The organism is Pseudomonas sp. BF-R-26 (assembly GCF_019947395.1).
In the GTDB taxonomy this organism is placed as follows: Bacteria; Pseudomonadota; Gammaproteobacteria; order Pseudomonadales; family Pseudomonadaceae; genus Aquipseudomonas; species Aquipseudomonas farris.
Genome location: NZ_JAGYGK010000001.1, coordinates 374,756 through 401,269, shown reverse-complemented (window position 1 = coordinate 401,269; position 26,514 = coordinate 374,756). Strand labels below are relative to the sequence as shown.

The 26,514-nt window shown below is 59.7% G+C and carries 29 protein-coding genes and 1 pseudogene; 16 read left to right on the top strand and 14 right to left on the bottom strand.

Annotated features, from left to right (window positions below; all coding sequences use genetic code 11):
* Positions 1 to 82: 82 nt before the first annotated feature.
* Positions 83 to 1,477: an argininosuccinate lyase gene (gene argH, locus KGB18_RS01885; protein WP_223569315.1), complete on the top strand. Its 1,395-nt coding sequence runs from the start codon at positions 83 to 85 to the stop codon at positions 1,475 to 1,477.
* A 111-nt stretch (positions 1,478 to 1,588) separates the two neighbouring features.
* Here argH and KGB18_RS01880 read toward each other — a convergent pair whose 3' ends face one another.
* A complete protein-coding gene (locus KGB18_RS01880) occupies positions 1,589 to 2,248 on the bottom strand; it encodes a glutathione S-transferase family protein (RefSeq protein ID WP_123720257.1) in 660 nt (219 codons plus the stop codon).
* Between the two features lie 125 nt (positions 2,249 to 2,373).
* On the opposite strand from KGB18_RS01880, the gene KGB18_RS01875 reads away from it, so the two are divergent.
* From KGB18_RS01875 to KGB18_RS01865, 3 genes are all read left to right on the top strand, one after another.
* The gene (locus KGB18_RS01875; protein ID WP_038980785.1) at positions 2,374 to 2,658 is read left to right on the top strand and encodes a hypothetical protein; all 285 of its coding nucleotides are present in this window, start codon (positions 2,374 to 2,376) and stop codon (positions 2,656 to 2,658) included.
* A 293-nt stretch (positions 2,659 to 2,951) separates the two neighbouring features.
* Entirely contained in the window at positions 2,952 to 3,197 is a 246-nt protein-coding gene (locus KGB18_RS01870; RefSeq protein WP_007894898.1) for a TIGR02647 family protein, read from the top strand.
* A 194-nt stretch (positions 3,198 to 3,391) separates the two neighbouring features.
* Positions 3,392 to 6,238, top strand: coding sequence for a class I adenylate cyclase (locus KGB18_RS01865; protein ID WP_223569314.1), 2,847 nt, complete (start codon positions 3,392 to 3,394; stop codon positions 6,236 to 6,238).
* Between the two features lie 7 nt (positions 6,239 to 6,245).
* On the opposite strand, the gene rnk is transcribed toward KGB18_RS01865, so the two are convergent.
* From rnk to cyaY, 3 genes are all read right to left on the bottom strand, one after another.
* Entirely contained in the window at positions 6,246 to 6,656 is a 411-nt protein-coding gene (gene rnk / locus KGB18_RS01860) for a nucleoside diphosphate kinase regulator (protein ID WP_034147684.1), read from the bottom strand.
* A gap of 241 nt (positions 6,657 to 6,897) precedes the next feature.
* Entirely contained in the window at positions 6,898 to 7,125 is a 228-nt protein-coding gene (locus KGB18_RS01855) for a DUF1289 domain-containing protein (RefSeq protein WP_123720253.1), read from the bottom strand.
* A 4-nt stretch (positions 7,126 to 7,129) separates the two neighbouring features.
* Positions 7,130 to 7,462, bottom strand: a complete 333-nt coding sequence (cyaY, locus tag KGB18_RS01850; protein ID WP_123720252.1) for an iron donor protein CyaY — start codon at positions 7,460 to 7,462, stop codon at positions 7,130 to 7,132.
* Positions 7,463 to 7,776: 314 nt separating this feature from the next.
* On the opposite strand from cyaY, the gene lptM reads away from it, so the two are divergent.
* Genes lptM through KGB18_RS01820 form a run of 6 tightly spaced genes read left to right on the top strand, consistent with a single transcriptional unit; the run spans position 7,777 to position 12,387 of the window.
* Positions 7,777 to 7,950 carry an LPS translocon maturation chaperone LptM gene (lptM, locus tag KGB18_RS01845; RefSeq protein ID WP_123720251.1) on the top strand — a complete coding sequence of 58 codons (174 nt, stop codon included), beginning with the start codon at positions 7,777 to 7,779 and terminating at the stop codon, positions 7,948 to 7,950.
* A gap of 9 nt (positions 7,951 to 7,959) precedes the next feature.
* Complete coding sequence (gene lysA / locus KGB18_RS01840; protein ID WP_038980781.1) at positions 7,960 to 9,207, top strand: diaminopimelate decarboxylase; 1,248 nt, start codon at positions 7,960 to 7,962, stop codon at positions 9,205 to 9,207.
* 4 nt (positions 9,208 to 9,211) lie between these two features.
* Complete coding sequence (gene dapF / locus KGB18_RS01835) at positions 9,212 to 10,042, top strand: diaminopimelate epimerase (RefSeq protein WP_038980780.1); 831 nt, start codon at positions 9,212 to 9,214, stop codon at positions 10,040 to 10,042.
* A 13-nt stretch (positions 10,043 to 10,055) separates the two neighbouring features.
* Entirely contained in the window at positions 10,056 to 10,781 is a 726-nt protein-coding gene (locus tag KGB18_RS01830; protein WP_223569313.1) for a DUF484 family protein, read from the top strand.
* A gap of 2 nt (positions 10,782 to 10,783) precedes the next feature.
* A complete protein-coding gene (xerC, locus tag KGB18_RS01825; protein WP_007942372.1) occupies positions 10,784 to 11,683 on the top strand; it encodes a tyrosine recombinase XerC in 900 nt (299 codons plus the stop codon).
* On the top strand, positions 11,680 to 12,387 hold the full coding sequence (locus KGB18_RS01820) for an HAD family hydrolase (RefSeq protein ID WP_223569312.1): 708 nt from the start codon (positions 11,680 to 11,682) through the stop codon (positions 12,385 to 12,387). Before xerC ends, KGB18_RS01820 begins: the two co-directional genes overlap by 4 nt.
* Positions 12,388 to 12,574: 187 nt before the next feature.
* Here KGB18_RS01820 and sutA read toward each other — a convergent pair whose 3' ends face one another.
* From sutA to glnK, 4 genes are all read right to left on the bottom strand, one after another.
* The gene (gene sutA, locus KGB18_RS01815) at positions 12,575 to 12,898 is read right to left on the bottom strand and encodes a transcriptional regulator SutA (protein ID WP_030129119.1); all 324 of its coding nucleotides are present in this window, start codon (positions 12,896 to 12,898) and stop codon (positions 12,575 to 12,577) included.
* 104 nt (positions 12,899 to 13,002) lie between these two features.
* Positions 13,003 to 13,428: a secondary thiamine-phosphate synthase enzyme YjbQ gene (locus KGB18_RS01810; RefSeq protein WP_007989493.1), complete on the bottom strand. Its 426-nt coding sequence runs from the start codon at positions 13,426 to 13,428 to the stop codon at positions 13,003 to 13,005.
* A gap of 214 nt (positions 13,429 to 13,642) precedes the next feature.
* Positions 13,643 to 14,980 (bottom strand): ammonium transporter, encoded by a 1,338-nt coding sequence (locus KGB18_RS01805; protein WP_123720248.1) that lies wholly within the window; start codon positions 14,978 to 14,980, stop codon positions 13,643 to 13,645.
* Positions 14,981 to 15,015: 35 nt separating this feature from the next.
* The gene (gene glnK / locus KGB18_RS01800; protein ID WP_002555808.1) at positions 15,016 to 15,354 is read right to left on the bottom strand and encodes a P-II family nitrogen regulator; all 339 of its coding nucleotides are present in this window, start codon (positions 15,352 to 15,354) and stop codon (positions 15,016 to 15,018) included.
* A 416-nt stretch (positions 15,355 to 15,770) separates the two neighbouring features.
* Between glnK and KGB18_RS01795 the strand changes: the two genes are divergently transcribed.
* Both KGB18_RS01795 and KGB18_RS01790 read left to right on the top strand, forming a co-directional pair.
* Entirely contained in the window at positions 15,771 to 16,031 is a 261-nt protein-coding gene (locus KGB18_RS01795) for an accessory factor UbiK family protein (protein WP_123720247.1), read from the top strand.
* A 454-nt stretch (positions 16,032 to 16,485) separates the two neighbouring features.
* Positions 16,486 to 17,007: a Bro-N domain-containing protein gene (locus KGB18_RS01790; RefSeq protein WP_223569311.1), complete on the top strand. Its 522-nt coding sequence runs from the start codon at positions 16,486 to 16,488 to the stop codon at positions 17,005 to 17,007.
* Between the two features lie 53 nt (positions 17,008 to 17,060).
* On the opposite strand, the gene KGB18_RS01785 is transcribed toward KGB18_RS01790, so the two are convergent.
* Both KGB18_RS01785 and KGB18_RS01780 read right to left on the bottom strand, forming a co-directional pair.
* Positions 17,061 to 17,366, bottom strand: a complete 306-nt coding sequence (locus tag KGB18_RS01785) for a HigA family addiction module antitoxin (RefSeq protein ID WP_223569310.1) — start codon at positions 17,364 to 17,366, stop codon at positions 17,061 to 17,063.
* Positions 17,367 to 17,374: 8 nt separating this feature from the next.
* A complete protein-coding gene (locus KGB18_RS01780) occupies positions 17,375 to 17,653 on the bottom strand; it encodes a type II toxin-antitoxin system RelE/ParE family toxin (RefSeq protein ID WP_123720244.1) in 279 nt (92 codons plus the stop codon).
* A gap of 244 nt (positions 17,654 to 17,897) precedes the next feature.
* Here KGB18_RS01780 and KGB18_RS01775 point away from each other — a divergent pair, with 244 nt between their 5' ends.
* The gene (locus tag KGB18_RS01775) at positions 17,898 to 18,068 is read left to right on the top strand and encodes a hypothetical protein (RefSeq protein ID WP_187326404.1); all 171 of its coding nucleotides are present in this window, start codon (positions 17,898 to 17,900) and stop codon (positions 18,066 to 18,068) included.
* Between the two features lie 178 nt (positions 18,069 to 18,246).
* Entirely contained in the window at positions 18,247 to 19,740 is a 1,494-nt protein-coding gene (locus KGB18_RS01770; protein ID WP_123720243.1) for a YifB family Mg chelatase-like AAA ATPase, read from the top strand.
* Between the two features lie 93 nt (positions 19,741 to 19,833).
* Here KGB18_RS01770 and glyA read toward each other — a convergent pair whose 3' ends face one another.
* Genes glyA through KGB18_RS01755 form a run of 3 tightly spaced genes read right to left on the bottom strand, consistent with a single transcriptional unit; the run spans position 19,834 to position 23,223 of the window.
* On the bottom strand, positions 19,834 to 21,099 hold the full coding sequence (gene glyA, locus KGB18_RS01765; protein WP_223569309.1) for a serine hydroxymethyltransferase: 1,266 nt from the start codon (positions 21,097 to 21,099) through the stop codon (positions 19,834 to 19,836).
* Between the two features lie 55 nt (positions 21,100 to 21,154).
* Complete coding sequence (locus KGB18_RS01760) at positions 21,155 to 21,973, bottom strand: YggS family pyridoxal phosphate-dependent enzyme (protein WP_223569308.1); 819 nt, start codon at positions 21,971 to 21,973, stop codon at positions 21,155 to 21,157.
* Positions 21,973 to 23,223: a benzoate/H(+) symporter BenE family transporter gene (locus tag KGB18_RS01755; RefSeq protein ID WP_201061272.1), complete on the bottom strand. Its 1,251-nt coding sequence runs from the start codon at positions 23,221 to 23,223 to the stop codon at positions 21,973 to 21,975. The genes KGB18_RS01760 and KGB18_RS01755 overlap by 1 nt, the downstream gene beginning before the upstream one ends.
* 288 nt (positions 23,224 to 23,511) lie before the next feature.
* Here KGB18_RS01755 and KGB18_RS01750 point away from each other — a divergent pair, with 288 nt between their 5' ends.
* Both KGB18_RS01750 and KGB18_RS01745 read left to right on the top strand, forming a co-directional pair.
* The gene (locus tag KGB18_RS01750; protein WP_123720239.1) at positions 23,512 to 25,011 is read left to right on the top strand and encodes a PLP-dependent aminotransferase family protein; all 1,500 of its coding nucleotides are present in this window, start codon (positions 23,512 to 23,514) and stop codon (positions 25,009 to 25,011) included.
* 32 nt (positions 25,012 to 25,043) lie between these two features.
* A pseudogene (locus tag KGB18_RS01745) lies at positions 25,044 to 25,214 on the top strand (magnesium chelatase); the annotation flags it as partial.
* Between the two features lie 6 nt (positions 25,215 to 25,220).
* On the opposite strand, the gene KGB18_RS01740 reads toward KGB18_RS01745, so the two are convergent.
* Positions 25,221 to 26,435, bottom strand: coding sequence for an aldose 1-epimerase family protein (locus KGB18_RS01740; RefSeq protein ID WP_201061267.1), 1,215 nt, complete (start codon positions 26,433 to 26,435; stop codon positions 25,221 to 25,223).
* Positions 26,436 to 26,514: the final 79 nt, after the last annotated feature.

The window sequence follows — 26,514 nt, the reverse complement described above, 5'->3', positions numbered from 1 at the left end:
GTCAGCGACAGGATTGGCAACCCTGTTATTATCCGCGTCAGCGTTTCACGCCATCTTTCTTCAAGCCGATACGAGCGAATTCATGAGCACTGACAAGACCAATCAGTCCTGGGGCGGCCGCTTCAGTGAACCCGTCGACGCCTTCGTCGCCCGCTTCACCGCCTCCGTCACCTTCGACCAGCGCCTGTATCGCCACGACATCATGGGCTCGATCGCCCACGCCAGCATGCTGGCCAAGGTCGGCGTGCTGACCGATGCCGAGCGCGACAGCATCATCGATGGCCTGAACACCATCCAGGGTGAAATCGAGGCCGGCCAGTTCGACTGGCGCATCGACCTTGAAGATGTGCACATGAACATCGAGGCGCGTCTGACCGACCGCATCGGCGTCACCGGTAAAAAGCTGCACACCGGCCGCAGCCGTAACGACCAGGTCGCCACCGACATCCGCCTGTGGCTGCGTGACGAGATCGACCTGATCCTCAGCGAAATCACCCGCCTGCAACAAGGCTTGCTGGAGCAGGCCGAGCGCGAAGCCGCCAGCATCATGCCGGGCTTCACTCACCTGCAAACCGCGCAGCCGGTGACCTTCGGGCACCACATGCTGGCCTGGTTCGAAATGCTCAGCCGCGACTACGAGCGTCTGGTCGACTGCCGCAAGCGCACCAACCGCATGCCGCTGGGCAGCGCCGCGCTGGCCGGCACCACTTACCCGATCGACCGCGAATACACCGCTCAACTGCTGAGCTTCGACGCGGTCGGCGGTAACTCCCTGGACAACGTGTCCGATCGCGACTTCGCCATCGAGTTCTGCTCGGCCGCGAGCATCGCGATGATGCACTTGTCGCGTTTCTCCGAAGAACTGGTGTTGTGGACCAGCGCGCAGTTCCAGTTCATCGATCTGCCGGATCGTTTCTGCACCGGCAGCTCGATCATGCCGCAAAAGAAAAACCCGGACGTGCCGGAGCTGGTTCGCGGCAAGACTGGCCGGGTATTCGGCGCGCTGATGGGCCTGCTGACCCTGATGAAAGGCCAGCCACTGGCCTACAACAAGGACAACCAGGAAGACAAGGAGCCGCTGTTCGACGCCGCCGACACCCTGCGCGATTCGCTGCGGGCCTTTGCCGATATGATCCCGGCGATCAAGCCCAAGCACGCGATGATGCGCGAAGCGGCTCTGCGCGGTTTCTCCACCGCCACCGACCTGGCTGACTATCTGGTGCGCCGTGGCCTGCCGTTCCGTGACTGCCACGAAATCGTTGGCCATGCCGTGAAGTACGGCGTGGAAAGCGGCAAGGACCTGGCGGAAATGAGCCTGGAAGAACTGCGCAAGTTCAGCGATCAGATCGAACAGGACGTATTTGCCGTGCTGACCCTGGAAGGCTCGGTGAATGCCCGTGACCACATCGGCGGGACTGCGCCGGCGCAGGTGAAGAAGGCTGTTGCTCTCGGTCAGGCACTGCTCGCCAGCCGTTAAAAGCTTCGCGGGCAAGTCGGATCGCCGCACCGCTCGCTCCTACAGGGACAAACACAGTCCCCTGTAGGAGCGGGGCTTGCCCGCGAAGGCATTCTCAAGATCGTTACACGTCTACTTTTTGGACGCGATCATCTCCAGAAACGCCGGCATCGCCGCGTCCTTGTCCTTTGCGATCTGCTGCACATGCGGATTCTGCTCCAGACGCTCCAGCAGCGCCCTGGCCGCCGGCATCTCGGCCAACAGATCAATATCAAACAGCTTCTGCGCCACGGCACGCGCCAACGGCACGCTGTAGAGGAAATACAGATCGGCCACGCTCAGGCTGTCACCCGCCACATAAGGGGCGAACTTGCCGTGCCTGCCCAGCGAGGCAAACCCCAGCAGCAACTCAGCCTTGGTCTTTTCCTGGATAGCGTCCGGTACCGTCATGCCGAAAAACGCCGCGGCATAACAGGCGCGTCCGGGCAGTTCGATGTACAGCTCGATTTCCTTGGCCAAAGCCAGGGCCTGCGCTCGCTCGTAAGGATCGCTCGGCAGCAGCGGCGTGCCTTTCTGGCTCTGTTCGAGGTACTCGAGAATCACGCTGGTTTCGTTGATGAAACCTTGTTCGACACCCAGCACCGGAACCTTTCCACGTGGGCTGATGGCTAGCGACTCGGGAGTAGTGCCTGGGTAAAACGGCACTTCTTCAAATGGCAGTCCCTTCTCCAGCAACGCCAGCTTGACCATGTTGTAGTAGTTGCTGACGCAAAATCCATAAAGCTTGAGCATTACTTAGCCTCCAGGCCGTGCAGGGGGTTGGCAGCGCCAGTTATAGAACGCCGGGGCACTTCTTGCCAGCAGCATCACAGCGCTGAATGCAGGTAAACTGGCTGCCTTTCCTTGAGGAGCCTGCCATGAGCGAGCCAAACGATATCGACAACGATGAAGAAGAGTTCACTGAAACGACGCTGATCGAAGCGATCGAGAACCAGATCGAAAGCGATAACCCGCCAGCAGCCAAGGCGACCTTCAACAAGCTGACCCTGGTGGGTTACGAGCGTGAAGAAATCCTCAACCTGATGGCTCACGTGCTGGCGGTGGAAATCGACGCAATCCTCGAAGAAGACCGCGCGTTCAACACCGAATGGTACGAAACTGCGCTGCGCGCTCTGCCAGAGTTGCCGCCGGAAAAGAAATAAGCCAGCCCTGTTTCGGGCGCGGGACTGTGGCGAGGGGGCTTGCCCCCGTTGGGTCGCGAAGCGGCCCCAAAAGCTTTGCGACTGCTTCGCAGCCGAACGGGGGCAAGCCCCCTCGCCACACAAGCCCGCCTCTACATAGATTGTCACCAATCAGTACCGCCTTGCCCCAGACGCTGACTAAACTGGAAACCACCCCGAGGCGAAAAAACCCTGTTACGAGCACTGGACATGCTGCGCGAGTGGGATCACCTTAGGAGCGCTATCGTCCAATTCCTAGAAAGTCTGGAGTCCTTATGTCGCTTACCCCTGAGTTGGTTGCCGAACTGGAAATCCTCGCCCTCTTCAACCTGGACAGTTCCCAGGAAGGTTTGAAAATTCATCAGACCGCTGCCCCGAAAGCCATTGCCGCTGCCCAAAGACTGTTCGACAAAGAATTGATCACCCAGCCCGATGGCGGTTATCTGACCAGCCTGGGGCGTGACGCTGCACAAAATGTGCAAACCGTTCTAACCATTCTGTCCGTGCGCGAAACAGCCTGAGCCTCACCGCATCGCCCACGGAAACCTCTGTCACGGGATTTCCGCGGGCACACTTTGGTGCCCGCTGTCGCCCTGCGATAGGAACCTGGCACCAGAAATACAAAATCAGCTTAAAAGTCCCGGGGCCGAGGCGCTAAACTGCCCCTCATCCCGAGCCCTCCACGTCCGAGCCCCGCGAGCCGGATTGAGCTGACATGACCCGTACCCATGAAATCCGCCCCGATCTGGACGAGGGAATTGACCGAAAGGTTCTCAGCCAGCTGCGCGCCCGTTTTCTGAAGCTCAACGAGGGTCGCATGGCCCGTGCCATGGAAGGGTTGTCGACCCGCCAGCAAACGGTTCTGACCCTGCTGCCGCTGTTTTTCCACGTTAATCATCCGCTATTGCCGGGTTACGTTTCGGGTAGCACCCCGGCCGGGCTGTCGAATTTCGAACCAAACGCCAACGCCCTCGCCGAAGCCCAGCGCCTGACTCGCTCGTTTTCCTACAAGCCGCGCCACGGCAGCAATCCGCCGCGACCGATTCACGGCCTGTTCCTGATGGGTAGCCTCGGCACCTTGGCCCAAGCCGATCAGAGCGACATGGACGTATGGGTCTGTCACGGGCCGGACTTGAGCGAAAGCGAGCTCACAGAGCTGCGCAAGAAATGCCAGTTGCTTGAGATATGGGCCGCCAGCCAGGGTGCCGAGGCGCATTTCTTTCTGATCGACCCTGCTCGCTTCGTGCTCGGCGAGCGCGATACCCAACTGAGTTCAGAAGACTGCGGCACCACCCAGCACTATCTGCTGCTGGACGAGTTCTACCGCACCGCGATCTGGCTGGCCGGCCGTACACCCATCTGGTGGCTGGTACCGGTTTATGAAGAGGCGGCGTACGACCGGTATACCCACACGCTGTTATCCAAGCGTTTCATCCGTGCGGACGAAACCCTGGACCTGGGGCATCTGGCGTATATCCCGCCCGGGGAATTCATCGGTGCCGGGCTCTGGCAGTTGTTCAAAGGCATCGAGTCACCGTACAAATCAGTGCTCAAACTGCTGCTGACTGAGGTCTACGCCAGCGAACACCCCAAGGTCCACTGCCTGAGCCTGCGCTTCAAGCAGGCGGTGTTTGCCAATCGACTGGACCTCGACGAACTGGATCCATACGTCGTGGTTTACCGGCGCATCGAGGAGTACCTCACAGCCCGGGGCGAACCGGAACGCCTGGAGCTGGTACGCCGCGCGCTGTACCTGAAGGTCAACCGCAAACTCACCGGTAGCAGCGGTCGCAACCAGAGCTGGCAGCGTTCATTGCTCGAACGCCTGACCAACGAATGGCATTGGGATCAGCGTCAGCTCGCATTGCTCGACAGCCGCAGCCAGTGGAAAGTCCGCCAGGTCAGCGCCGAACGCCGAGCCTTGGTCGGCGAGCTGAATTACAGCTACCGCTTCCTCACGCAGTTTGCCCGCAACGAGCAGACCGTCAGCCTGATCAACAAGCGCGACCTCAATGTGCTGGGCCGGCGGCTGTACGCGGCCTTCGAGCGCAAGGCCGACAAGGTCGAATTCATCAACCCGGGCATCGCCCCCGATCTGGCCGAAGACACCCTGACGCTGGTGCAGGCACCCAACAAGAAAGAACCGGGACAAACCCAATGGGGTCTGTACAACGGCAGCCTGGCCGCACACGAGTGGGAGCATTTCGCGCCGATCAAGCGCAGCCGCCAGCTGCTGGAACTGCTCACCTGGTGCCACCGCAACGGCGTGATCGACAGCAGCACCCGCCTGGCCTTGCACCCCGGCACCAGCGACTTGAGCGAGTTCGAACTGTTCAACCTGCTTGGCAGCCTGCAACAAAGCATCGCCCTGCCCCTGACCACTGTCGCCGAAGAGCCTTTGCTGCGCGCCAGTGTGCCGAGCGAAGTACTGATTCTGGTGAACGTCGGCATCGATCCGCTCAAGCACCATCGCGACCTGAATATTCTGATGACCACCGAGCGCACCGATTCCCTGAGCTACGCCGGCGTGCGGGAAAACCTGGTGCTGACCCTGGATCAGGTCACACTCAATAGCTGGAACGAGGTGCTGGTCAGCCGTTTTGACGGCCCCCACGCCCTGCTCGACTGCCTGCGTGATTACCTCAACAATCTGCCGGACGGGCCACAACAGCCCAAGCTGCGGGTGCGGTGCTTCTGCCACAACCGCGCGCAATTCATTGCCCGGCGGGTCGAAGAAATCCTCGACACCGCGCAGAACCTGCTGCTGAGCAAACTCAATCATCGTTACCTGATTCAGGTCCAGCAGCACTACCACGTGCTGGAGCTGGTGCCGGGCCAGGTCAATCACGTCGCCCTCGCCACTCTGCCAGCGCTGCTCGACTACCTCGGCGAAGAACTGGCGAGCTACAGCCCGTTTCATCTGGACCCGATGGCACTGGAAGACCACGACCTGGCGCTGATCCTGCCCATGGGGCAACCCGACTGCGTTCAGGTGTTCTACCGGATCAACGAACACCAGGCCGATTTGTATGTACTGGATGAATTCAATGCCCTGTGGCAGCAGCGCTTGCCTTATCACGACGAACAAAGCCTGCTGGTGCCGCTGCAACGCTTCCTGCAATCGATCCAGTACCGGCGCGATGCCTTGCTGCCGATGGACGCAGCCCAACCACTGAGCCTGGATACTTTGTATTACCAGTTGTTGCCTTCAGGTACCGCGCGGGCGCGTCGGGTCGAAGCCCGACCGGCGCCGCAAACCCCGGTCAACAAACCGTTCTATGACGTGCAGGCGATCGTCGGCAAGGCCGCACCAGGGCAGGTGCAGGTCACGTTGTATTGCAATCAGCGGGAATTTTCGGAGCTGGAATATGGCGACCAACTGTTCAGTGTGGTCGCCGGGGAAATCGTCGAGCAGCGCCGCGAGACCGAACGCTATCGCTGCTACATCACCGACCTGGACCTGTCGGGCCTGCTCGGTGATGGTCAGGCTTCAAGCCAGCTGTATCTACGCTACAAGGCCGACCTGGAACGCGCACTGAACGAGGCGCTCGAGCAGGTCTGAAAGGATGTTATTCCGGGAAGTCGCCGCCATGAGCAGGCTGCGATTCAACTTCCAGCAGGGTCAGTTTGAGGGTCTTGCCGCCTGGTGCCGGCCAGTCGATGTGCTGACCGACTTTCAAGCCCAGCAAAGCACTGCCCACCGGCGCCAGAATGGAAATCCGGCCTTCGTCGGCGTTGGCATCCTTGGGGTAAACCAAAGTCAGGTGATAGTCCTTGCCGCTGCTCTCTTCGCGGCAATGCACACGGGAATTCATGGTCACGACATCGGCGGGCACTTCATCGTGACCGACCAGAGTATCGGCGCGATCCAGTTCGGTTTGCAGCGCGATAACGCCCGGCAGCGTGTCATCCAGGCTGTCGATCAGGCGCTCCAGACGTTGTACGTCCAGACGGGTAAGGGTGATGGAAGGTGCGGTCATGATCAGGGCAGACTCCTTTCTTCTGCACGAAAAAAGCAAAACCCCGCCAGAAAAAGGCGGGGTTTTCACGAGCCTCGATGGGTTGAGGCGTCTCTGGACACTATCACAGCTCAATAAATATACAAGTCAGGAGCGGCGGACGGTTTTCCGCCCCTGTAGGAGCTGCCGCAGGCTGCGATCTTTTGATCTTGCTCTACAGCAATCTTCAGCGCAGCCAAAAGATCGCAGCCTGCGGCAGCTCCTACAGTGAACTGGCGGTGGCCTTACGATTCGACGCCTGCGCACAAATCACCCGCCGCCGCTCATCATCCGCCGAACGCCATTCGCGAATATCTTCGACATGGCGAAAACATCCCAGGCAGACCTTCTGCTCATCCAGCCGACACACACCGCTGCACGGCGAAGGCACCGCCGGGCTGACATTGCTGTAAAGCGGTTTGAGCGGACGAACGGGCGCAGGCTGGGTCACGATCTCACAGACCTTCGAAATCGAGTTCGACGTCGGCTTGCTGCTTGACGATGCGCTCAAGCATCTCACCAAGCTGCTCTTCACTTTTGTCACACATCCAGCGCTCGGTTTCTGCGTCGTAATCAAAGTGGAAGCCACCCGATACGGCCGCCAGCCACAGCTGACGCAGCGGTTCCTGACGACTGAAGATCAATTGGCTGCCGTTTTCGAACTTGACGGTGAGCACACCGGCCGAGCTCTCCAGATCGATATCCAGGCCACTCTCGTCGAAAATATCCTCCAGCGACTGCTGGGTTGCATCGACCAGGTCGTGGAAACGGGCTTCGGTCAAACTCATTGCGGGAACCTCAAAAAGTGTCTACTCACGCTCAAGCGCCGCAAGATACGGGCGAGCCCCGGTGATTGCAAAGAATAACGACCCATGGCTATCACGAAACCTGTGGGAGCGAGCCTGCTCGCGAAGAGGCCATCATATTCAACATCAATGTTGACTGACACTACGCCTTCGCGAGCAGGCTCGCTCCCACAGGGATTGCGCTTGGCTGACCGACATCGTGCCAAGCCCCGCCGGACGGGAGGCGCGTCGCATAGGCAAGCTGCCGGGTGGCCGGTATACTCCGGCGCAATTAACGCATTTTCAAGGATTTCGCCATGAAGCGCCTGATCTCTTCCCTTGCTGCGCTCGTCGCGGTTGCCTGTCTTGTGTCGGCCTGTGGTCAAAAAGGCCCGCTGTACCTGCCTGATGAGAACCAGGATCCTGCCGAGCAGGCCAAGTCCTCGCAACAGCAGCCTGCCTCCAAGGCACACAAGCACGACGTCTACTAAGGGAACGCTATGGACGCTTTTAACTACCGTGACGGTGAGCTGTTCGCGGAAGGTGTTGCACTGTCCGCCATCGCCGAACGCTTTGGTACACCGACCTACGTCTACTCCCGTGCCCACATCGAAGCCCAGTACCTGGCTTACGCCGATGCGCTGGCCGGCATGCCGCACCTGGTCTGCTTTGCGGTCAAGGCCAACTCCAACCTGGGTGTACTGAATGTCCTGGCGCGTTTGGGCGCCGGTTTCGACATCGTTTCCCGTGGCGAGCTGGAGCGCGTACTGGCCGCTGGCGGCACTGCTGACAAGATCGTGTTCTCCGGTGTCGGCAAGACCCGTGACGACATGCGTCGTGCGCTGGAAGTCGGCGTGCACTGCTTCAACGTCGAGTCCACCGATGAGCTCGAACGCCTGCAAGTAGTGGCCGCCGAGCTAGGCGTTCGCGCGCCGATCTCGTTGCGCGTGAACCCGGACGTCGATGCCGGCACTCACCCGTACATCTCCACCGGTCTCAAGGAAAACAAGTTCGGCATCGCCATCGCCGACGCCGAAGACGTGTACATCCGTGCCGCGCAACTGCCTAACCTGGAAGTGGTCGGCGTCGATTGCCACATCGGTTCGCAACTGACCACCCTGCCGCCATTCATCGACGCCCTCGACCGCCTGCTGGGCCTGGTCGACCGCCTCGGCGATTGCGGCATCTACCTGCGCCACATCGATCTCGGTGGTGGCTTGGGTGTGCGTTATCGCGATGAAGAGCCGCCATTGGCTGCCGACTACATCAAAGCCGTGCGCGAGCGTCTCGACGGTCGTGACCTGGCGCTGGTGTTCGAGCCGGGCCGCTTCATCGTCGCCAACGCCGGCGTGCTGCTGACCCAGGTCGAGTACCTCAAGCACACCGAACACAAAGACTTCGCCATTGTCGACGCGGCCATGAACGACCTGATCCGCCCGGCGCTGTATCAAGCCTGGATGGACGTCACCGCCGTGCGCCCGCGCAACAGCGCCGCTCGCGCCTACGACATCGTTGGCCCGATCTGCGAAACCGGCGACTTCCTGGCCAAGGATCGTCAGCTGGCCCTGGAAGAAGGCGACCTGCTGGCCGTGCATTCCGCCGGAGCCTATGGGTTTGTCATGAGTTCCAACTACAACACCCGCGGCCGTGCCGCTGAAGTGTTGGTGGACGGTGATCAGGCATTTGAAGTGCGTCGCCGTGAGACGGTAGCCGAGTTGTTTGCTGGCGAAAGCCTGCTGCCGGAGTAAAACCATGCTGCTGCGTTTTACCAAGATGCATGGCCTGGGCAATGACTTCATGGTTCTCGACCTGGTCAGCCAGCACGCGCACATCCTGCCAAAACACGCCAAGCAATGGGGCGATCGGCACACGGGGATCGGTTTCGATCAGTTGCTGATCGTCGAAGCGCCCAGCAACCCGGACGTGGATTTCCGCTACCGGATCTTCAACGCCGACGGCTCCGAAGTTGAACAGTGCGGCAACGGTGCGCGCTGTTTCGCCCGCTTCGTACTCGACAAGCGCCTGACCGCCAAGCGGCTGATTCGCGTCGAGACCAAAAGCGGCATCATCGAACTGGACATCCGCAACGATGGCCAGATCAGCGTCAACATGGGCGCCCCGCGCCTGGTACCGGCCGAGATTCCGTTCGAAGCCCCGAGCCAGGCCCTGAGCTATCAGGTCGACGTCGACGGCACCACGGTCGAACTGGCCGCAGTGTCCATGGGCAACCCCCATGCCGTATTGCGGGTCAGCGACATCAACAACGCACCGGTGCATGAACTGGGGCCGAAAATCGAACATCACCCGCGCTTCCCGGCGCGGGTCAATGTCGGTTTTCTCCAGGTCATCGACCGGAGCCGCGCGCAGTTGCGCGTCTGGGAGCGCGGGGCCGGGGAAACCCAGGCATGCGGAACCGGCGCCTGTGCTGCCGCAGTGGCCGCGATCAGCCAGGGGTGGATGGATTCGCCGCTATTGATCGACCTGCCCGGCGGGCGTCTGTCCATTGAATGGGCAGGCCCTGGCCAACCGGTCATGATGACCGGCCCGGCAGTGCGCGTATACGAAGGACAAGTGCGTCTTTGAGTGAGCGAAATCCATGACCGACAAGCCTCAGGTTCCCGCCCTACAGCCCGACGAATCCCCTTCCGAAAGCCTTGAGGCGGCGGCGATTGCCGCGTACCTGGAGGCTCATCCGGATTTCTTCATCGAGCACGAAGAACTGCTCCCGGCCCTGCGCATTCCGCACCAGCGCGGCGACACCATTTCGCTGGTCGAACGCCAGATGACGATTCTGCGCGACCGCAATATCGAGATGCGTCACCGCCTCTCGCAATTGATGGACGTGGCCCGCGACAACGATCGACTCTTCGACAAGACCCGCCGCCTGATTCTCGCGCTGATGGACGCCACCAGCCTGGAAGATGTGGTGATCAGCGTTGAAGACAGTCTGCGACAAGACTTCCAGGTGCCCTTCGTCAGCCTGATCCTGCTGGGCGACAACCCGATGCCGGTGGGCCGTTGGGTGACGCATGCCGAGGCACAAACGGCCATCGGCGGCTTGCTCTCGGAAGACAAAAGCGTCAGCGGCAGCCTGCGCGAGCATGAACTGGACTTCCTGTTCGGCGAAGAACAGCGCAAGCAGATCGGCTCCACCGCCGTCGTCGCCATCAGCTACCAGGGCATCCACGGCGTTCTGGCCATCGCCAGCCGCGATCCGCAGCACTACAAGAGCTCGGTGGGCACGCTGTTCCTGAGTTACATCGCCGAAGTCATGGGCCGCGTGCTGCCACGGGTCAACAGCTCCCTGCGCTCGGTACGCTGACCATGGAACGACAACTGGACGCTTACTGCGAACACCTGCGCAGTGAGCGGCAGGTGTCGCCACACACGCTGTACGCCTACCGCCGCGACCTCGACAAAGTGCTGGGCTGGTGCGTCAAACAGAACATCGACAGCTGGGCCGCGCTGGATATCCAGCGCCTGCGCAGCCTGATCGCTCGCCTGCATTCCCAAGGTCAGTCATCCCGCAGCCTGGCGCGGCTGCTGTCGGCAGTGCGCGGGCTCTATCACTATCTGAACCGCGAAGGTCTGTGCGATCACGACCCGGCCAATGGCCTGGCACCGCCCAAGGGCGAACGTCGCCTGCCGAAGACCCTCGACACCGACCGCGCGCTGCAACTGCTTGAGGGCGCGGTAGAGGATGATTTTCTCGCGCGTCGGGATCAGGCGATTCTGGAACTGTTCTATTCCTCCGGCTTGCGGCTTTCGGAACTGACCGGGCTCAATCTTGATCAGCTGGACCTGGCTGACGGCATGGTCCAGGTGCTCGGCAAGGGCAGCAAGACTCGACTGTTGCCAGTGGGCAAAAAGGCTCGCGAAGCGCTGGAGTTGTGGCTGCCGCTACGAGCCATGACCAACCCGGCGGACGACGCAGTGTTTGTCAGCCAGCAAGGACGGCGCCTCGGCCCTCGGGCGATTCAGGTACGGGTCAAGGCCGCCGGCGAGCGCGAACTGGGGCAGAACCTGCACCCGCACATGTTGCGACACTCCTTCGCCAGCCATTTGCTGGAGTCCTCTCAGGACTTGCGGGCGGTGCAGGAACTGCTCGGCCACTCGGACATCAAGACCACCCAGATTTACACCCACCTGGACTTCCAGCACCTGGCGACGGTCTACGACAGTGCCCATCCACGGGCCAAACGCATTAAAGGCGATGATTCATGACCATCCAATTGATCACCTTCGACCTCGACGACACCCTGTGGGACACCGCCCCGGTGATCGTCAGCGCCGAAGCCATACTGCGTGAATGGCTGATCGAGCATGCACCGAACCTGGGCGCGGTACCGGTGGAACATCTGTGGTCGATTCGCGAGCGAGTGCTGAGCAACGAACCGAGCCTCAAGCACCGCATCAGCGCCCTGCGTCGGCGGGTGTTGTTCCATGCGCTGGAAGAAGCCGGTTACGGACATACCGAAGCATTCGACCTGGCCGATCAGGGTTTCGAAGTGTTTCTGCATGCGCGGCATCAGTTGGAGATCTTCCCGGAGGTGCAACCGACCCTGGAAATTCTGGCCAATCACTATGCGCTTGGCGTGGTGACCAACGGCAATGCCGATGTGCGTCGATTGGGGCTGGCGGATTACTTCAAGTTTGCCCTGTGCGCCGAAGACATCGGCATCGCCAAGCCGGATGCGCGACTGTTTCACGAAGCGTTGCAACGGGGTGGCGCGACGGCCGAAACCGCAGTGCATATCGGCGACCATCCCGGTGATGACATTGCCGGCGCCCAACAGGCGGGGTTGCGGGCAATCTGGTTTAACCCGGCGGGCAAGGTGTGGGAAGCCGAGAAGGCGCCGGATGCCGAGATTCGTAGCCTGAACGAATTGCCGGGGTTGTTGGCGCGGTGGAATTCGGCTTCCGCCTGACACATAACCTGTGGGAGCGGGCTTGCCCGCGATGGCGGTGTTTCATCCAACATAAATTTTGAATGTGACGGCCTCATCGCGGGCAAGCCCGCTCCCACAGGGGTCACCGTAAACTTTGATTTTTTATCCTCACCCATGAAAAAGCCCGCAGCGACGGCGGGCTTTTTCAGCAAGCAGAAGCAGGCGCTTAGATAGGCCGGCTGCCGTACTTGTTATCAGGCTTCTTGGGAGGATCGGCGACCACATTGGCCTCCACTTCCTGCACCTTGCCGCCCCGTGCCAGAAACTCTTCCATGGCCTTGGCCAGGGCGTCGCGTTCCTTGTTCTTGGCTTCGACGCTCGGCAGCTCATCGACCGATACCGCAGCCTTGGCCTTGCCTTTGGCAGTCGGAACGGGCGTATCGCCGCCGTCATCTTCAGCGACGTCTTCTGCCGCCGCTTCAAGGCCTTCTTCGGTTTCGTCTTCGTCGCCTACTTCGAGGTCGTCGTTTTCCAGATCATCGTCGCTCATGTTCTACCTCATGACTTGCGAAAAGCAGATTAGTTATAGCCCAGCTTTGCCGTCTGTCGACGGCTGCCGGAAAAAAATCAACCACCGCTGGTAACCAGCGGTTTTCATGCCCCTTCACCGTGCACGGTGGCGAGGACTTTACGGGCACCGCCATGATCACGGTGCTCGCCCAGATAAACACCTTGCCAGGTCCCCAACGCCAGTCGGCCTGCCGAGATCGGCAAACTGAGCTGACAGCCAAGTACGCTGGCCTTGAAGTGCGCCGGGAGGTCGTCCAGGCCTTCGTCGTTATGCTCATAGCCGTCTGTTCCTTGTGGGATCAGACGATTGAAAAATCGTTCGAAGTCGCGACGTACCGCCGGATCGGCGTTCTCGTTGATGGTCAACGACGCCGAGGTATGCTGTAGCCACAAATGCAACAGACCGACCCGACACGCCTTGAGTTCAGGCAAGCCGGCGAGTAATTCATCCGTTACCAGATGAAAGCCCCGGGGCCGTGCCCGCAGGGTAATCAGAGTCTGTTGCCACATACAGTTCTCCGCACGTTCGGGGCGCATTCTAGCGCGCTCTGTGAAAAAACAAAGGCCCTAATATTCCTTCAATCGTGTAAGCCATTGGCCGTAGAAAAACGCCCGTCGTAAACGCGACTGAACGTGTGAGAAAAAACCTTTCAGCCCTTCCTCCACTGACAAATTCCAGACAAAAAAATGCCCGGCAAGCCGGGCAATTTTTTTATGCGCGTGCTTACAAGTTGTAGCCGCGTTCGTTGTGGAGCGCCAGATCGATGCCGACAGCTTCTTCTTCCTCGGTGACACGCAGCCCCATGACGGCGTCCAGGACCTTAAGGATGATGAACGTGACGATCGCGGTGTAGATCACCGTGAAGCCCACGCCTTTGCACTGAATCCAGACTTGAGCAGCGATGTCGGTAACGGTGCCGAAACCGCCCAGCGATGGTGCAGCAAACACACCAGTCAGGATCGCGCCGAGGATACCGCCGATACCGTGCACGCCGAAGGCATCCAGGGAGTCGTCATAACCGAGCTTGCGTTTCAGGGTGGTTGCGCAGAAGAAGCACACCACGCCCGCCGCCAGACCGATCACCAGAGCGCCCATCGGGCCCACGGTGCCGGCCGCCGGAGTGATTGCAACCAGACCGGCCACAACACCCGAAGCGATACCCAGTGCGCTTGGCTTGCCGTGGGTAATCCACTCGGCAAACATCCAGCCCAGCGCCGCAGCGGCAGTGGCGATCTGGGTGACCAACATCGCCATGCCGGCAGTGCCGTTAGCGGCGGCAGCAGAACCGGCGTTGAAGCCGAACCAGCCGACCCACAGCATCGCGGCGCCCATCAGGGTGTAGCCGAGGTTATGCGGAGCCATCGGGGTGGTCGGGAAACCTTTACGCTTGCCCAACACCAGGCAGGCAATCAGACCTGCCACACCAGCGTTGATGTGCACCACGGTGCCGCCGGCGAAGTCGAGTACGCCCCAATCCCACATCAGACCGCCGTTGCCGGACCAGACCATGTGCGCAATCGGTGCGTAAACCAGGGTGAACCAGATGCCCATGAAGATCAGCATGGCGGAAAACTTCATCCGCTCGGCGAAAGCACCGACGATCAACGCTGGGGTGATGATGGCAAAAGTCATCTGGAAGGTAATGAAGACCGCCTCGGGGAACAGCGCCGCGGGGCCGGTCAGGCTCGAAGGCGTGACACCGGCGAGGAACGCCTTGCCCATGCCACCGAAGAACGAGTTGAAGTTGACGACACCCTGCTCCATGCCGGTGGTGTCGAACGCAATGCTGTAGCCATAAATGACCCACAGAATGCTGATCAGACCGGTAATGGCGAAGCACTGCATCATCACGGAAAGAATGTTTTTCGAGCGAACCATGCCGCCGTAGAACAGCGCGAGACCGGGAATGGTCATGAACAGCACAAGGGCTGTCGAGGTCATCATCCAGGCGGTATCGCCGGAATTGAGGACTGGGGCCGCCACTTCGTCTGCCGCCATGGCCAGGCCGGGCATTACGAGGGACAACAGGGCTCCTAGCCCTGCGAATTTACGCAGAGTCATATTGTTTTCTCCTGGGGCGTTGGGTTTGTGGCGGCTTAGATTGCGTCGGTATCGGTTTCGCCGGTACGGATGCGAATCGCCTGTTCCAGATTGACCACGAAGATCTTGCCGTCACCGATCTTGCCGGTGTTGGCGGCCTTGGTTATCGCCTCGATAACCCGGTCCAGATCCTTGTCGTCAATGGCGACATCGATCTTCACCTTGGGCAGAAAATCGACCACGTACTCCGCGCCGCGATACAGCTCGGTGTGACCCTTCTGCCGACCGAAGCCTTTGACCTCAGTAACGGTAATGCCCTGCACGCCGATCTCGGACAGCGACTCGCGCACGTCGTCCAGTTTGAACGGCTTGATGATGGCAGTGACTAGCTTCATGAAAACTCTCTCCCGAATTGGTGGACTTGCCCCAGGAAAACAAACCCGACTCAAGTCTAAGCGCAGTGCCTGGCTTTGTAACGCATCGTCGGCCTTACCTGCCCGTCCGACGCCAGCGAACCACTCCGCACGAAACTTCCCCCGTTCCGCTTGGCGCACTGCATTCGTCACAGCGACTGCATCAGTGCATGGGTCACCAGCGACTAAGCAGAAAGCTTGCCATCTATCCAAAACCCATTGATTTCAAGTGCTTGGCCGCTGCCGCAGACCCTTTCGCTCAATTGACGCAACAGTTACGCACAACAACAGTGCGCGGCCGTCCACTCACATGCGCGAAAAGCGTGCATCGCAGTCGCCGAGATTGACTATAGACACTGCGTGATACACTGCCCGCCATTGTTGACAGGACATTTCCCATGCTCGCGCCCAAAGACTTCCTCGACGCCCTGAGCGGCACCGCCTCCCGCCTCTTCAGCGGCGACACCCCACTGCCAAAAAGCGAAATCGAAAGCCAGTTCAAAGCTTTGTTGCAGAGTGGCTTCAGCAAGCTGGACCTGGTGAGCCGGGAAGAGTTCGATAGCCAGATGGTCGTACTGGCACGGACCCGCGCACGGTTGGAGAGCCTAGAGGCGAAAGTGACTGAGCTGGAAGCGAAGCTCAATCCACCGACCGAGTAACCCCGCCGATCCCCTTTGACAATGGGGTCTATGTGGGAGCGAGCCTGCTCGCGATAGAGTCACCACGGTGTTCCAGCAGCCCCTCGCTGGAACGACCACCCCTGTAGGAGCTGCCGAAGGCTGCGATCTTTTGATCTTAAGCCCCGCAAACATCCCGGCAACTTCCTACAAAGATCAGCACCGCCGTCCGATAGCGTCGCAAAGCCCCGGCTCCTAAGCTCACCTGATGCTGAATGTCAGCACTAGGTTTGGCGACCTGGAACCAAGCTATGCACGCAACGTCATTCGATATCGGGTATTTCTCTCGATTCGTTATATGGCGGCTGTGTGTGGGAGACCTTCGGGTCTGCCGGTATTCGCTTGGCCGGTTCGCCAACCCGCACGCAGCTGCCACCTTTATTGTTTGGCGACGATAAGAGGCAGTCATCTATCAAGCGAATTTGGGTACTGCACTATGGACGAAAACTATCTGACACCACACATATTCACCCGCCACAAACTCCACCTCCACGCCCTCCTCCTCGGAAACCAACCCTGGTTCAGCGCCCGAGACCTCGGCCGACTCCTGCGCCTCTTCCTCGACGAACGCGCCGTCCGCAAACTCGACCCCGACCAACACCAAACCCTACAGATGCTCATCCATGGCACCGTCGAAAACACCCTGCTCATCAGCGAATCCGGTGTCTACGCATTACTGGTCTACCACTACTGCCCCGAATACCGAAGCCTGCGCGAATGGCTGACCCACGACGTGGTGCCGGCGCTCAGAGACGCCCAGCAACCCACCTCAACCGAACGCCCGATCCTGAGCCTGCTGAACTGGCCGGAAATGTCGTTGAGTTTGCTGCACTGGAATAACCAGCCGTGGATTCGGTTGCAAGACGTTCCGCAGATGTTGCCTGACCAGGATCGACCACGAAGCGCCGTCAACGAACCTTGGTGGAAGCGAGTATCGAAGGTGCTCCAAGCATTCTGATCTCCAAAAAAGAACCCCACGCTTTAGACGTGGGGTTCAGTTAATACGAAAGATCAGGCGCAGTGAGGAATACGCTCAACCTGATCTCGAATCACGGCACCCCGTTCAATCTCGGTTTTGCGCAAATCGTATGTCGATTGCAGGTTCAGCCAAAATTCTGGGGTCGTATCCAGGCAGATGGAAAGCCTGAGCGCCATGTCTGCACTGACGCCCCTACGCTGAAGCACGATGTCGTTCACCGTCGGAGTCGAGACGCTCAATGCCCTGGCCAAAGCAGCAGCTGTAAGGTTCAGAGGCTCCAGGTATTCCTCTTTGAGGATCTCGCCGGGATGAACCGGGCGCATACCATTCTTAGTCATTACTCACCTCAGTGATAATCGACGATTTCGACATTCTCCGGTCCGTTAGGACTCCAGATAAAGCAAATTCGCCATTGGGCGTTGATACGGATGCTGTGCTGCCCTTTGCGACTACCCTCGAGCGCTTCCAGACGATTGCCCGGCGGTGATCGGAGATCTATTAGCACAGCTGCGGCATCAAGCATCGTCAGCTTTCGTTCCGCGACATTCAAAATGGCTGACCACACACGAGTTCTTCCGCTGCGAAACAGGTACTTGGTCTCAGAACACTTAAAGCTAACGATCATAATTTAAAGCTTAACGTTATGCATTAATCTTGAGTGTATAACCTGAATTCACAAATGCAAACGTGCTGTTTTGACTTTTGGCCTCCCTTCAAAAATCTAAGAAAAGGACTACCTGCGCCCTTCAGAAGGTCTTCAAAACCAAGCTGATTCCTACAAAAAAAACCTCCAATTCCCATTGCCTCACAAGTAAGCACATCTCTTAAGCTGATTGACTCGAACACTCATCCAGGCACGCGAGGTGTCTATGAAACGCAAAAAGCAAAAAGCGAAGCCGTTAATGATCGCTGAGCATCATGCCGAGGCGCTCCGTTTAGCCGGAAACGTTTCTGCCAGCCAACATCGCTTTTTTAAAGTGGCGGCAACATATGGCAAAGAACTTGAACCTGATGGCTTGCTTGCAGGTGCACGAGCCTGACTAGGTTCCCCGAAGAAACCGCCCGAGCGGCGGTTTTTTTGTGCCTCGCGATTGGCCTGCTTCGTACTTGCAACATCCAGTGAAAGTTTGTCACCTAAACCACCCCACCAGAACTTCCTCCGCCAACTACCCTTCAAAAAACCGCAGGAAGCGGTGCTCTTCAGCTCAAGGAACGACCATGTCCCTCTCCATCGTCCACAGCCGCGCCCAGGTCGGCGTGGAAGCGCCCGCCGTTACCGTAGAAGTGCATTTGGCCAATGGCTTGCCGTCGCTGACCATGGTCGGTTTGCCTGAAGCCGCCGTGAAGGAAAGCAAGGACCGGGTGCGCAGCGCGATCATCAATTCGGGGCTGCAATTTCCGGCGCGGCGTATCACCTTGAATCTCGCCCCGGCCGATTTACCGAAGGACGGCGGACGGTTCGATCTGGCGATCGCACTGGGGATTCTGTCGGCCAGCGTGCAAGTGCCAACATTGACGCTGGATGATGTGGAGTGTCTTGGGGAGTTGGCACTGTCGGGTGCGGTGCGGGCGGTTCGGGGTGTATTGCCCGCAGCGCTGGCGGCGCGCAAGGCCGGACGCACACTGGTGGTGCCGCGAGCGAATGCCGAGGAGGCCTGCCTGGCTTCGGGGTTGAAGGTGATTGCGGTGGATCATTTGCTGGAAGCGGTCGCGCATTTCAACGGCCACACGCCCATCGCACCCTACGCTTCCAATGGCTTGCTCTACGCCAGCAAACCTTATCCAGACTTGAATGAAGTGCAGGGTCAGCTTGCAGCCAAACGCGCATTGCTGATCGCTGCCGCGGGAGGTCATAACCTGCTGTTTAGTGGTCCACCCGGCACGGGAAAAACGTTGTTGGCGAGTCGTCTGCCGGGGCTGTTACCACCATTGTCCGAGAGCGAAGCATTGGAAGTCGCGGCGATTCAATCCGTCGCCAGTTGTGTGCCACTGAGTCATTGGCCGCAACGCCCCTTCCGACAACCACACCACTCCGCTTCAGGCCCGGCGCTGGTGGGCGGCGGCTCGAAACCGCAACCCGGCGAAATCACACTCGCCCACCATGGTGTGCTGTTCCTCGATGAACTCCCGGAATTTGATCGCAAGGTGTTGGAAGTACTGAGAGAGCCACTGGAATCCGGCCATATCGTGATTTCCCGCGCCAAGGACCGCGTACGCTTCCCGGCTCGCTTTCAGCTGGTCGCCGCGATGAATCCCTGTCCCTGTGGATATCTTGGCGAGCCAAGTGGCCGTTGCTCCTGCACGCCGGACATGGTTCAGCGCTATCGCAACAAATTGTCCGGGCCCTTGCTGGACCGCATCGATCTGCATCTAACCGTGGCCCGGGAAAGCACGGCGCTGAACCCGATCAAAACCGGTGACGACACGGCCAGCGCTTCTGCCCTGGTCGCCCAAGCCCGGGAGCGTCAGCAACAGCGTCAGGGCTGCGCCAACGCCTTTCTCGACCTGCCAGGGCTGCGCCAGCATTGCGCGTTATCCAAAGCCGATGAAGGCTGGCTGGAAAGCGCCTGCGAGCGACTAACCCTTTCGCTTCGTGCCGCTCACCGCCTACTGAAAGTCGCCCGTACCCTGGCGGATCTGGAACAAGTAGACGCTATCGGTCGCAGCCACGTCGCCGAAGCACTGCAATATCGGCCATCCGCATCCAGCTAGAGAGATGGGCATCGAGTGCACCCGGTCGTCCCAAGCGTCTGGTTTTTCGCCCAAATGATGACATCAGCCGGGTAATAGCCCGGAGTAACAGGGTTAACGATAGACAGGATGACGGCGGCAGAGCTCCACCACCTGTTCACGTACGTGATGCCCCACCTTCTCGCTGTTGCCGTTTTCCAGGGCGTCCAGTACGTCGCACAACCAGCCCGCCAATTGTTCACATTCGATCACGCCGAAACCACGGGTGGTGATGGCTGGGGTACCGATGCGCAACCCGGAGGTCACGAACGGTGACCGCGGGTCGTTGGGCACCGAGTTCTTGTTAGCGGTGATATAGGCATTGCTCAGGGCCGCATCGGCTTCCTTGCCGGTATAAGGCCTGTCGGACAGGTCGATTAGCATCATGTGGTTATCGGTGCCACCGGAGACGATCTTGTAACCCCGCTCTTGCAGCACGGCCGCCATGGCCCGGGCGTTGATCACCACCTGGGCCTGATAGGTTTTGAACTCTGGCTTCAGTGCTTCCTTGAAAGCGACGGCCTTGGCGGCGATCTGGTGCATCAATGGGCCGCCCTGGACACCCGGGAATACCGCAGAATCGAGCTTTTTGTAGAATGCTTCATCTTGCCCCTTGGACAAAATCAAGCCACCCCGTGGGCCCCGCAGGGTCTTGTGCGTAGTGCTGGTGACCACATGGGCATGCGGCAATGGGTCCGGGTATTCTCCCGCGGCCACCAACCCTGCGACGTGGGCCATGTCGACCCAGAAAATGGCCCCGACCTTGTCGGCAATGGCCCGCATGCGCGCCCAGTCTTTGTACCGGGAGTAGGCAGAAAAACCACCGATCAGCATCTTCGGCCGGGTTTCCAGGGCGATACGTTCCATCTCGTCGTAGTCGAGAAAGCCCGTCTGCGGGTCAAGGCCATAAGGAACGATCGTGTAATGACGCCCCGAGAAGTTTGAAGGACTACCGTGGGTCAGGTGCCCACCTTGGGCCAGGTTCATGCCCATCACCGTATCGCCGGGATTGATCAATGCCAGGAATACCGCGGCGTTCGCCTGGGCACCCGCATGCGGCTGCACGTTGGCGTAGTCACAGTTGAACAGGGCCTTGACCCGCTCGATGGCCAGACGCTCGGCCACATCGACATACTCGCAGCCGCTGTAGTAGCGCTTGCCTGGATAGCCTTCGGCGTATTTATTGGTGAGCACGGTGCTCTGGATTTTCATCACCAGAGGGCTGGCGTAATTTTCGGAAGCGATCAGTTCGACGTGGTCTTCCTGACGATGTTCTTCGTTATGAATCGCCTCACACAGCTCGGCGTCGAATGCTTTAAGGGTCAGCGTTGAGTCGTACATCGGATTGGCTTCCTGTAGAGCTGGATCAAGATGTTAAGGGGAATGTCAGCGGCGACTACTCATCACTTCCCGGACGGGCATCCGCGGTCGGCCAGTAGTAGGCATCCGGCATGGTACGTGCGCCGAAGATGGCCTGACCGACACGCACCACGGTGGCCCCCTCTTCAATGGCGACTTCGAAATCACCGGACATGCCCATGGACAGTTCCTCCAGCCCGACGCCCGCCGGGGCGCGCTGGCGCAAGCGCTCGCGCAGTTCGCGCAGCCGTACAAAGCAAGCGCGGACACGGACCACGTCGGCCGAAAACAACGCCAGTGTCATCAACCCACGCACCCGTAAGGCCGGGAACGCCGGCAGGGCGTTCAAAAAGTCCGCGACGGCTTCGGGCGTCAAGCCATATTTGCTGGCTTCGCCGGAGGTATTGACCTGAACGAACACATCCAGCTGGCGCCCCTCGATGTGCAGGCGACGATCCAGGGCCTCGGCCACTCGCAGGCTGTCCAGCGCCTGAAACTCACTGGCAAAACGCGCCACCTGCTTGGCCTTGTTGGTTTGCAGGTGGCCGATAACCGACCATTGCAGGTCGGCCAGATCGGCCATGGCCTGCGATTTGCGCTGCGCTTCCTGCACTTTGTTCTCACCCAGTAGCCGGCAGCCGGCAGCGTAGGCCAGACGCAGATAAGCTTCGTCAAAGGTTTTACTGACCGGCAGCAGGCGCACACTCGCCGGATCACGTCCAACCCGCTGACAGGCGTTAGCGATCCGCTGCTGCACGGCTGCCAGGTTGCGGCGAAAGTCCTCGACGCTGGTGGCCTGTGGGTAACGGCCATGACGCTCGTGCAGGGTGACGGTTTTTTCCAATTGATCAAACATCAGTGGGTGGCTCCTTTGGTCGTCACAACAGCGTCGGCAGCCGGAATGACCATCGTCTCGCGACGCGGTAAGCGGCCATTGAGTAAGGCGTAAGCCGCCAGACCGATCAGCAATCCCCAGAACGCCCCACCAATCCCCAGCAAGGTGATGTTTGCGGCGGACGCCAGAAAGGTGATCAGCGAGGCTTCGCGGGTTTTGACGTCAGCCATGGCGCTGGCCAGGCTCGCGCCGATAGTGCCGAGCAGGGCCAGCCCGGCCAGCGTCGTAATGAAGGTGGCCGGTAACGCCATGAACACTGCAGCGAGGGTCACCCCGAAAATCCCTACGAGGATGTAGAACAGTCCCGCAGCAACCCCGGCGATCCAGCGCTTGGACGGATCCTCCGAGGCTTCTTTGCCGGTGCAGATGGCCGCCGTGATGGCCGCGATATTGAAGGCGTGAGAACCGAAGGGCGCCATTAGCAAGGAGCCCAGCCCTGTGACAGTCAGGATAGGATTAGCGCTGGTACTGAAGCCATCGTTGCGCAGCACCAGCATGCCCGGCATGTACTGGCCGGTGAGCGTGATCAGGAACAGCGGCAGTGCCACACTGAGCAGCGCATTGATCGAAAACTCAGGCTGGGTGAATACCGGTGCCGCGAATTGCAGCGCCAGTCCCGACAGTTCTACACGGCCCTGCGTCAGAAGAAACGCCAGCCCCAGCACCAGAATGCCCACCACCGCATAGCGTGCGGTAAAGCGCTTGAGCACAACGTAGGCGGCAATCAGCAACCCGACCAACACCGGGTCAAGACTCATGCCGCCAAACGCGCCGATTCCGAACTGCAGCAAGATACCGGCCAGCAGGCCCGCAGCCACACCCGACGGAATCAGGCGGATGAGTTTTTCGAAGCAACCGGACAAACCCAGCAGCACGAAGGCGGCGGCCGAAATAATGTACGCACCCACCGCCTCGGCGTAAGGCGTGGTGGACAGCGCGACGACCAGAAAAGCCGCCGCGGGTGTCGACCAGGCGGTAATGATCGGCTCACGGCTCACCCAACTCAGAAACAGCCCGGTAATGCCCACGCCAATCGACACCGACCATACCCACGACGCCGTCAGCTCTGGGCTGAGCCCGGCCACTTTGGCGGCCTGAAAGACCAGGATGAAAGTGCCGCCATAGTTGACGATGACTGAAATCAGCCCGGCGACAATCGGATGCAGAAGGTCCCGTAGACGCAGGGGCGATGGCAATGCTGAAGACGACATGATGGCTTTGCTCCTTGCAAAACGAGGTGCCTGTCCCGGATAAGGGCGGATTTATAACGTTGAAATGGCATGTTTTGCCCCCACACTTTCTCGCAGAAGGCCAGACCACTTACCAGACTGCTTGCTGTGACTGAAAGCGATCCCTGCCTCAGCCCGCGGGCAAAATTCTTCATGAAGTCGCTCAATGCATCGACCGATCACCAAGCGCAAAGGCAGTGACGTGGGGCGGATTCTACGGATAGACTGGCCTGCCTTTGCAGGCCAATTTACTAAGATCAGGCAGACCGCATGGCGAAAACGTTCGAGCTGGAAACGCTGAAAATGCGCCTCAACGATGTTGAGTTTCAGCTGTTGAATCTGCATCAGCGGATTCAGCGCGCACTGCGTGCATTGATCCTCGATGGCGCCCTTGCCCCAGGCTTGAAGCTGCCCGCGACCCGGGTCCTGGCCAAGTCACTCGGGATTGCCCGCGACACCGTTGAAAACGCCTACGTGCAACTGCACCGCGACGGTTTTATCGTGCGGCGCGAGGGGGCTGGCAGTTATGTCTGTGAAACGCTGGGCACCGAATTGCGCGGCGCAGCGCGCCGACGCATCAAGGCGCAGGAAGTCAAAAGCAGTCAGGCGGCACCGGGGGCGGGATTGAGCCAACGCGGGCGGATGATCTTCGACAGTGGCGGCGTGAACGATCAGCAGGTGATCAAGGCGTTTGCGACCGGCCTGCCGGAAACCCGTACCTTCCCTACCGATGTCTGGGAGCGCCTGCAGCGCCAGGTGATGAAGGACTATCGCGCCAACGTGCTGTTGCACGGCGACCCGCAAGGCGCCGAGCCGCTGCGCAAGGCCATCGCCACCTACTTGAACCTCGAGCGCGGGGCCAAATGCTCCCCCGACCAGATCATGGTATTGAGCAGCACTCGCCAGGCTCTTTTTCTGTGTGCGCAGTTGCTGGTGGACGCCGGCAAACCGATCCTGCTGGAAAACCCGGGTTACTATGGCGCCAAGAAAGCCTTTGAAACCGCCGAGACCAACGTTCTTCCCATCGATGTCGATGAACTGGGCATACGCACCGACCTGCTGTACGCCGACCGCAGCGGCGCCAATTGCGTTTATGTCACGCCTTCTCATCAATACCCCACCGGCGCAACCTTGCCACTGGAGCGTCGTCTTGAGTTGATCAACTGGGCAGCGGAGAAAGGCAAATGGGTCATCGAAGATGATTACGACAGCGAGTTTCACTACGACGGGCAACCGACCGCCTGCGTACAGGGTCTGGACAAGTATCAGCGTACGCTCTATATCGGCACCTTCAGCAAGACCCTCTACCCCGGTTTGCGAATGGGTTACATGGTACTGCCCCACGAGCTGATCAAGGCTTTTACCTACGCCCGCAGCATGATTGACGGCCATACACCCCAAATTCTGCAACTGACCCTGGCGCGCTTTATGGAGGACGGCCATTACAACGCCCACGTCCGAGCCATGCGCAAGCTGTATGCCGGACGCCGCTCCATCATGCTCGACACGATCGGTAAGCACTTGGACGGCATCGTTACCGCCTTGCGCCCTCCTGGCGGGCTACAAATTCCCTGCCTGCTGCACGATGGCTGGTCTGAAGAAAAAACCATCCGCCAAGCAGCCAGCGCGGGCGTTCAGCTTTCCGGTCTGAGCCGGTTGTACGCCGGTGAGGAGAAGAAACAAGGCTGGTTATTGGGTTACTCGTCGCTGACCGCTTATGAAATCGAAGCGGCCATGCTGCGCCTGGCCAATGCACTGAAAACCCGGTAGGGCATTTTGGGAGGGCGCGCGCGATTCACGTCACTGCTGACCAAACCTGGCTGGAAACGGCGTGTGAACGGCTGACCTTGTCGCTGAGGTCAGCCCATCGACTGCTCAAAGTGGCGCGCACCCTGGCGGACCTTGAGCAAGTCGATGGAATTACCCGCGAGCACTTGGCCGAGGCACTGCAATACCGGCCGAGCACAAATTAGCAGGCATCACCCCTTGGTGAGATCAACCAACGGCGTCTGCCGCACCTCAGTCTCCCGCCCGCCCTGAATTTCGCTCACCCGCTTCAACGCCTTATCCACAGCAGCCTTATCCGCCAACAAGCTGTAGCTGATCCCGAACTGCTTCTGTTCCTTCGGACCAATCGTCGGCACCAGGTTCAGTGGCCGCTGATACCGGCGGTTGTAGGAAAAACTCGTCCCCGGCTCCAGCCCCGTGACATAGCCCTGCCCTTGGGTATCGGTGTTCTTCCACAGGGAGAACACGGGCAGTGTTTGAGTGTTGAAGCCGACCGAAACGCCCAAGCTGCCGGCCTTGTTATGCAGCACGGTCAACGTATCGCCCTTGGCATCGGCATACGGCACCACGTTGTAGACCGTTTCGTCGTAGTCCTTGGTCGGTGCGCGGTAGGTTTGCCAGTCGGGTAGATCGCCCTTGGCCTTGTCGTTGAATGGCGACACCTGTTTCACCGGCGCGGCGAAGCGAGCGCCCTGCTCCAGGAATGGGGTGCTGAAGTTGCTGTGATACAGCGCCTGGTATTCCTTCGGATAGTCGCCGTTGTTGGTCAGGGTGTCGTTGAGGGCGAACGCTACGCTGCCGGGTTCGGTGACCAGTTCGGTCGCGACGGAGAAGTCGACTTTCTTGAACGCCTGTTCTTTCAGCTCGCCGCGCAGAGTGATGGCGTACGGCGGTTTTTCGTCGATGTGCAGGGTGACTTTGTTCGCAGGGATGTTGGCGGCCCGGCCGTGCAGGGTCAGCAGTTCGCCGTTGTCGATGCCGGGGTGGCCGACCCATTCGTAGCCACAGCGGGTGACCAGCTCATTGAAACCTTCCAGCCAGCCCAGGCCACCACGGCCGTTGAGTTCGATGAAGGATGGATTGACCACTTCCTTGACCGGCGAATCCCAGCCCATGCGCACATCGCCGACCGAGGCCTGCAGGACGTTCATGCCGCGAGTCGGTACTACCGAAAGTTTCATCGTGCCGTTATCGATGTCGACGATGCTGACGCCCTCTTGCCGCCCGCCGTGCAAGGTGCGCAGCGTCACGCTGAAGGGTTTGTCGGTTTTTACGCCGAGTTGCTGGCTGGTGATTTGCCAGTTCTGGGCGGCTTTATCGGTGTCGAGCAGGACGTAGTCCCAGGCCATGGCTTGGGAGGCAGCGGACAGTGCGCTGATAGCAACGAAGAGTTTGAGCGGGGTCATGGCAGCAGCCTTTCTTGGAGTTGTGCCAATTTTATAGACTTGAAGAAACGTTTCAGCAAGCATAAAAATCGAGACACTG

What these genes read in the sequence shown, in the direction of transcription:
- KGB18_RS01780 (WP_123720244.1), bottom strand. Translation starts at nt 17,653, where the DNA reads ATGATCGTTAGCTTTAAGTGTTCTGAGACCAAGTACCTGTTTCGCAGC.
- KGB18_RS01875 (WP_038980785.1), top strand. Translation starts at nt 2,374, where the DNA reads ATGAGCGAGCCAAACGATATCGACAACGATGAAGAAGAGTTCACTGAA.
- lptM (WP_123720251.1), top strand. Translation starts at nt 7,777, where the DNA reads ATGAAGCGCCTGATCTCTTCCCTTGCTGCGCTCGTCGCGGTTGCCTGT.
- cyaY (WP_123720252.1), bottom strand. Translation starts at nt 7,462, where the DNA reads ATGAGTTTGACCGAAGCCCGTTTCCACGACCTGGTCGATGCAACCCAG.
- KGB18_RS01755 (WP_201061272.1), bottom strand. Translation starts at nt 23,223, where the DNA reads ATGTCGTCTTCAGCATTGCCATCGCCCCTGCGTCTACGGGACCTTCTG.
- KGB18_RS01795 (WP_123720247.1), top strand. Translation starts at nt 15,771, where the DNA reads ATGCTCGCGCCCAAAGACTTCCTCGACGCCCTGAGCGGCACCGCCTCC.
- KGB18_RS01770 (WP_123720243.1), top strand. Translation starts at nt 18,247, where the DNA reads ATGTCCCTCTCCATCGTCCACAGCCGCGCCCAGGTCGGCGTGGAAGCG.
- KGB18_RS01865 (WP_223569314.1), top strand. Translation starts at nt 3,392, where the DNA reads ATGACCCGTACCCATGAAATCCGCCCCGATCTGGACGAGGGAATTGAC.
- KGB18_RS01870 (WP_007894898.1), top strand. Translation starts at nt 2,952, where the DNA reads ATGTCGCTTACCCCTGAGTTGGTTGCCGAACTGGAAATCCTCGCCCTC.
- KGB18_RS01880 (WP_123720257.1), bottom strand. Translation starts at nt 2,248, where the DNA reads ATGCTCAAGCTTTATGGATTTTGCGTCAGCAACTACTACAACATGGTC.
- sutA (WP_030129119.1), bottom strand. Translation starts at nt 12,898, where the DNA reads ATGAGCGACGATGATCTGGAAAACGACGACCTCGAAGTAGGCGACGAA.
- glnK (WP_002555808.1), bottom strand. Translation starts at nt 15,354, where the DNA reads ATGAAGCTAGTCACTGCCATCATCAAGCCGTTCAAACTGGACGACGTG.
- dapF (WP_038980780.1), top strand. Translation starts at nt 9,212, where the DNA reads ATGCTGCTGCGTTTTACCAAGATGCATGGCCTGGGCAATGACTTCATG.
- rnk (WP_034147684.1), bottom strand. Translation starts at nt 6,656, where the DNA reads ATGACCGCACCTTCCATCACCCTTACCCGTCTGGACGTACAACGTCTG.
- KGB18_RS01830 (WP_223569313.1), top strand. Translation starts at nt 10,056, where the DNA reads ATGACCGACAAGCCTCAGGTTCCCGCCCTACAGCCCGACGAATCCCCT.
- KGB18_RS01805 (WP_123720248.1), bottom strand. Translation starts at nt 14,980, where the DNA reads ATGACTCTGCGTAAATTCGCAGGGCTAGGAGCCCTGTTGTCCCTCGTA.
- KGB18_RS01785 (WP_223569310.1), bottom strand. Translation starts at nt 17,366, where the DNA reads ATGACTAAGAATGGTATGCGCCCGGTTCATCCCGGCGAGATCCTCAAA.
- argH (WP_223569315.1), top strand. Translation starts at nt 83, where the DNA reads ATGAGCACTGACAAGACCAATCAGTCCTGGGGCGGCCGCTTCAGTGAA.
- lysA (WP_038980781.1), top strand. Translation starts at nt 7,960, where the DNA reads ATGGACGCTTTTAACTACCGTGACGGTGAGCTGTTCGCGGAAGGTGTT.
- glyA (WP_223569309.1), bottom strand. Translation starts at nt 21,099, where the DNA reads ATGTACGACTCAACGCTGACCCTTAAAGCATTCGACGCCGAGCTGTGT.
- KGB18_RS01810 (WP_007989493.1), bottom strand. Translation starts at nt 13,428, where the DNA reads ATGTGGCAACAGACTCTGATTACCCTGCGGGCACGGCCCCGGGGCTTT.
- KGB18_RS01740 (WP_201061267.1), bottom strand. Translation starts at nt 26,435, where the DNA reads ATGACCCCGCTCAAACTCTTCGTTGCTATCAGCGCACTGTCCGCTGCC.
- KGB18_RS01760 (WP_223569308.1), bottom strand. Translation starts at nt 21,973, where the DNA reads ATGTTTGATCAATTGGAAAAAACCGTCACCCTGCACGAGCGTCATGGC.
- KGB18_RS01750 (WP_123720239.1), top strand. Translation starts at nt 23,512, where the DNA reads ATGGCGAAAACGTTCGAGCTGGAAACGCTGAAAATGCGCCTCAACGAT.
- KGB18_RS01790 (WP_223569311.1), top strand. Translation starts at nt 16,486, where the DNA reads ATGGACGAAAACTATCTGACACCACACATATTCACCCGCCACAAACTC.
- KGB18_RS01820 (WP_223569312.1), top strand. Translation starts at nt 11,680, where the DNA reads ATGACCATCCAATTGATCACCTTCGACCTCGACGACACCCTGTGGGAC.
- KGB18_RS01775 (WP_187326404.1), top strand. Translation starts at nt 17,898, where the DNA reads ATGAAACGCAAAAAGCAAAAAGCGAAGCCGTTAATGATCGCTGAGCAT.
- xerC (WP_007942372.1), top strand. Translation starts at nt 10,784, where the DNA reads ATGGAACGACAACTGGACGCTTACTGCGAACACCTGCGCAGTGAGCGG.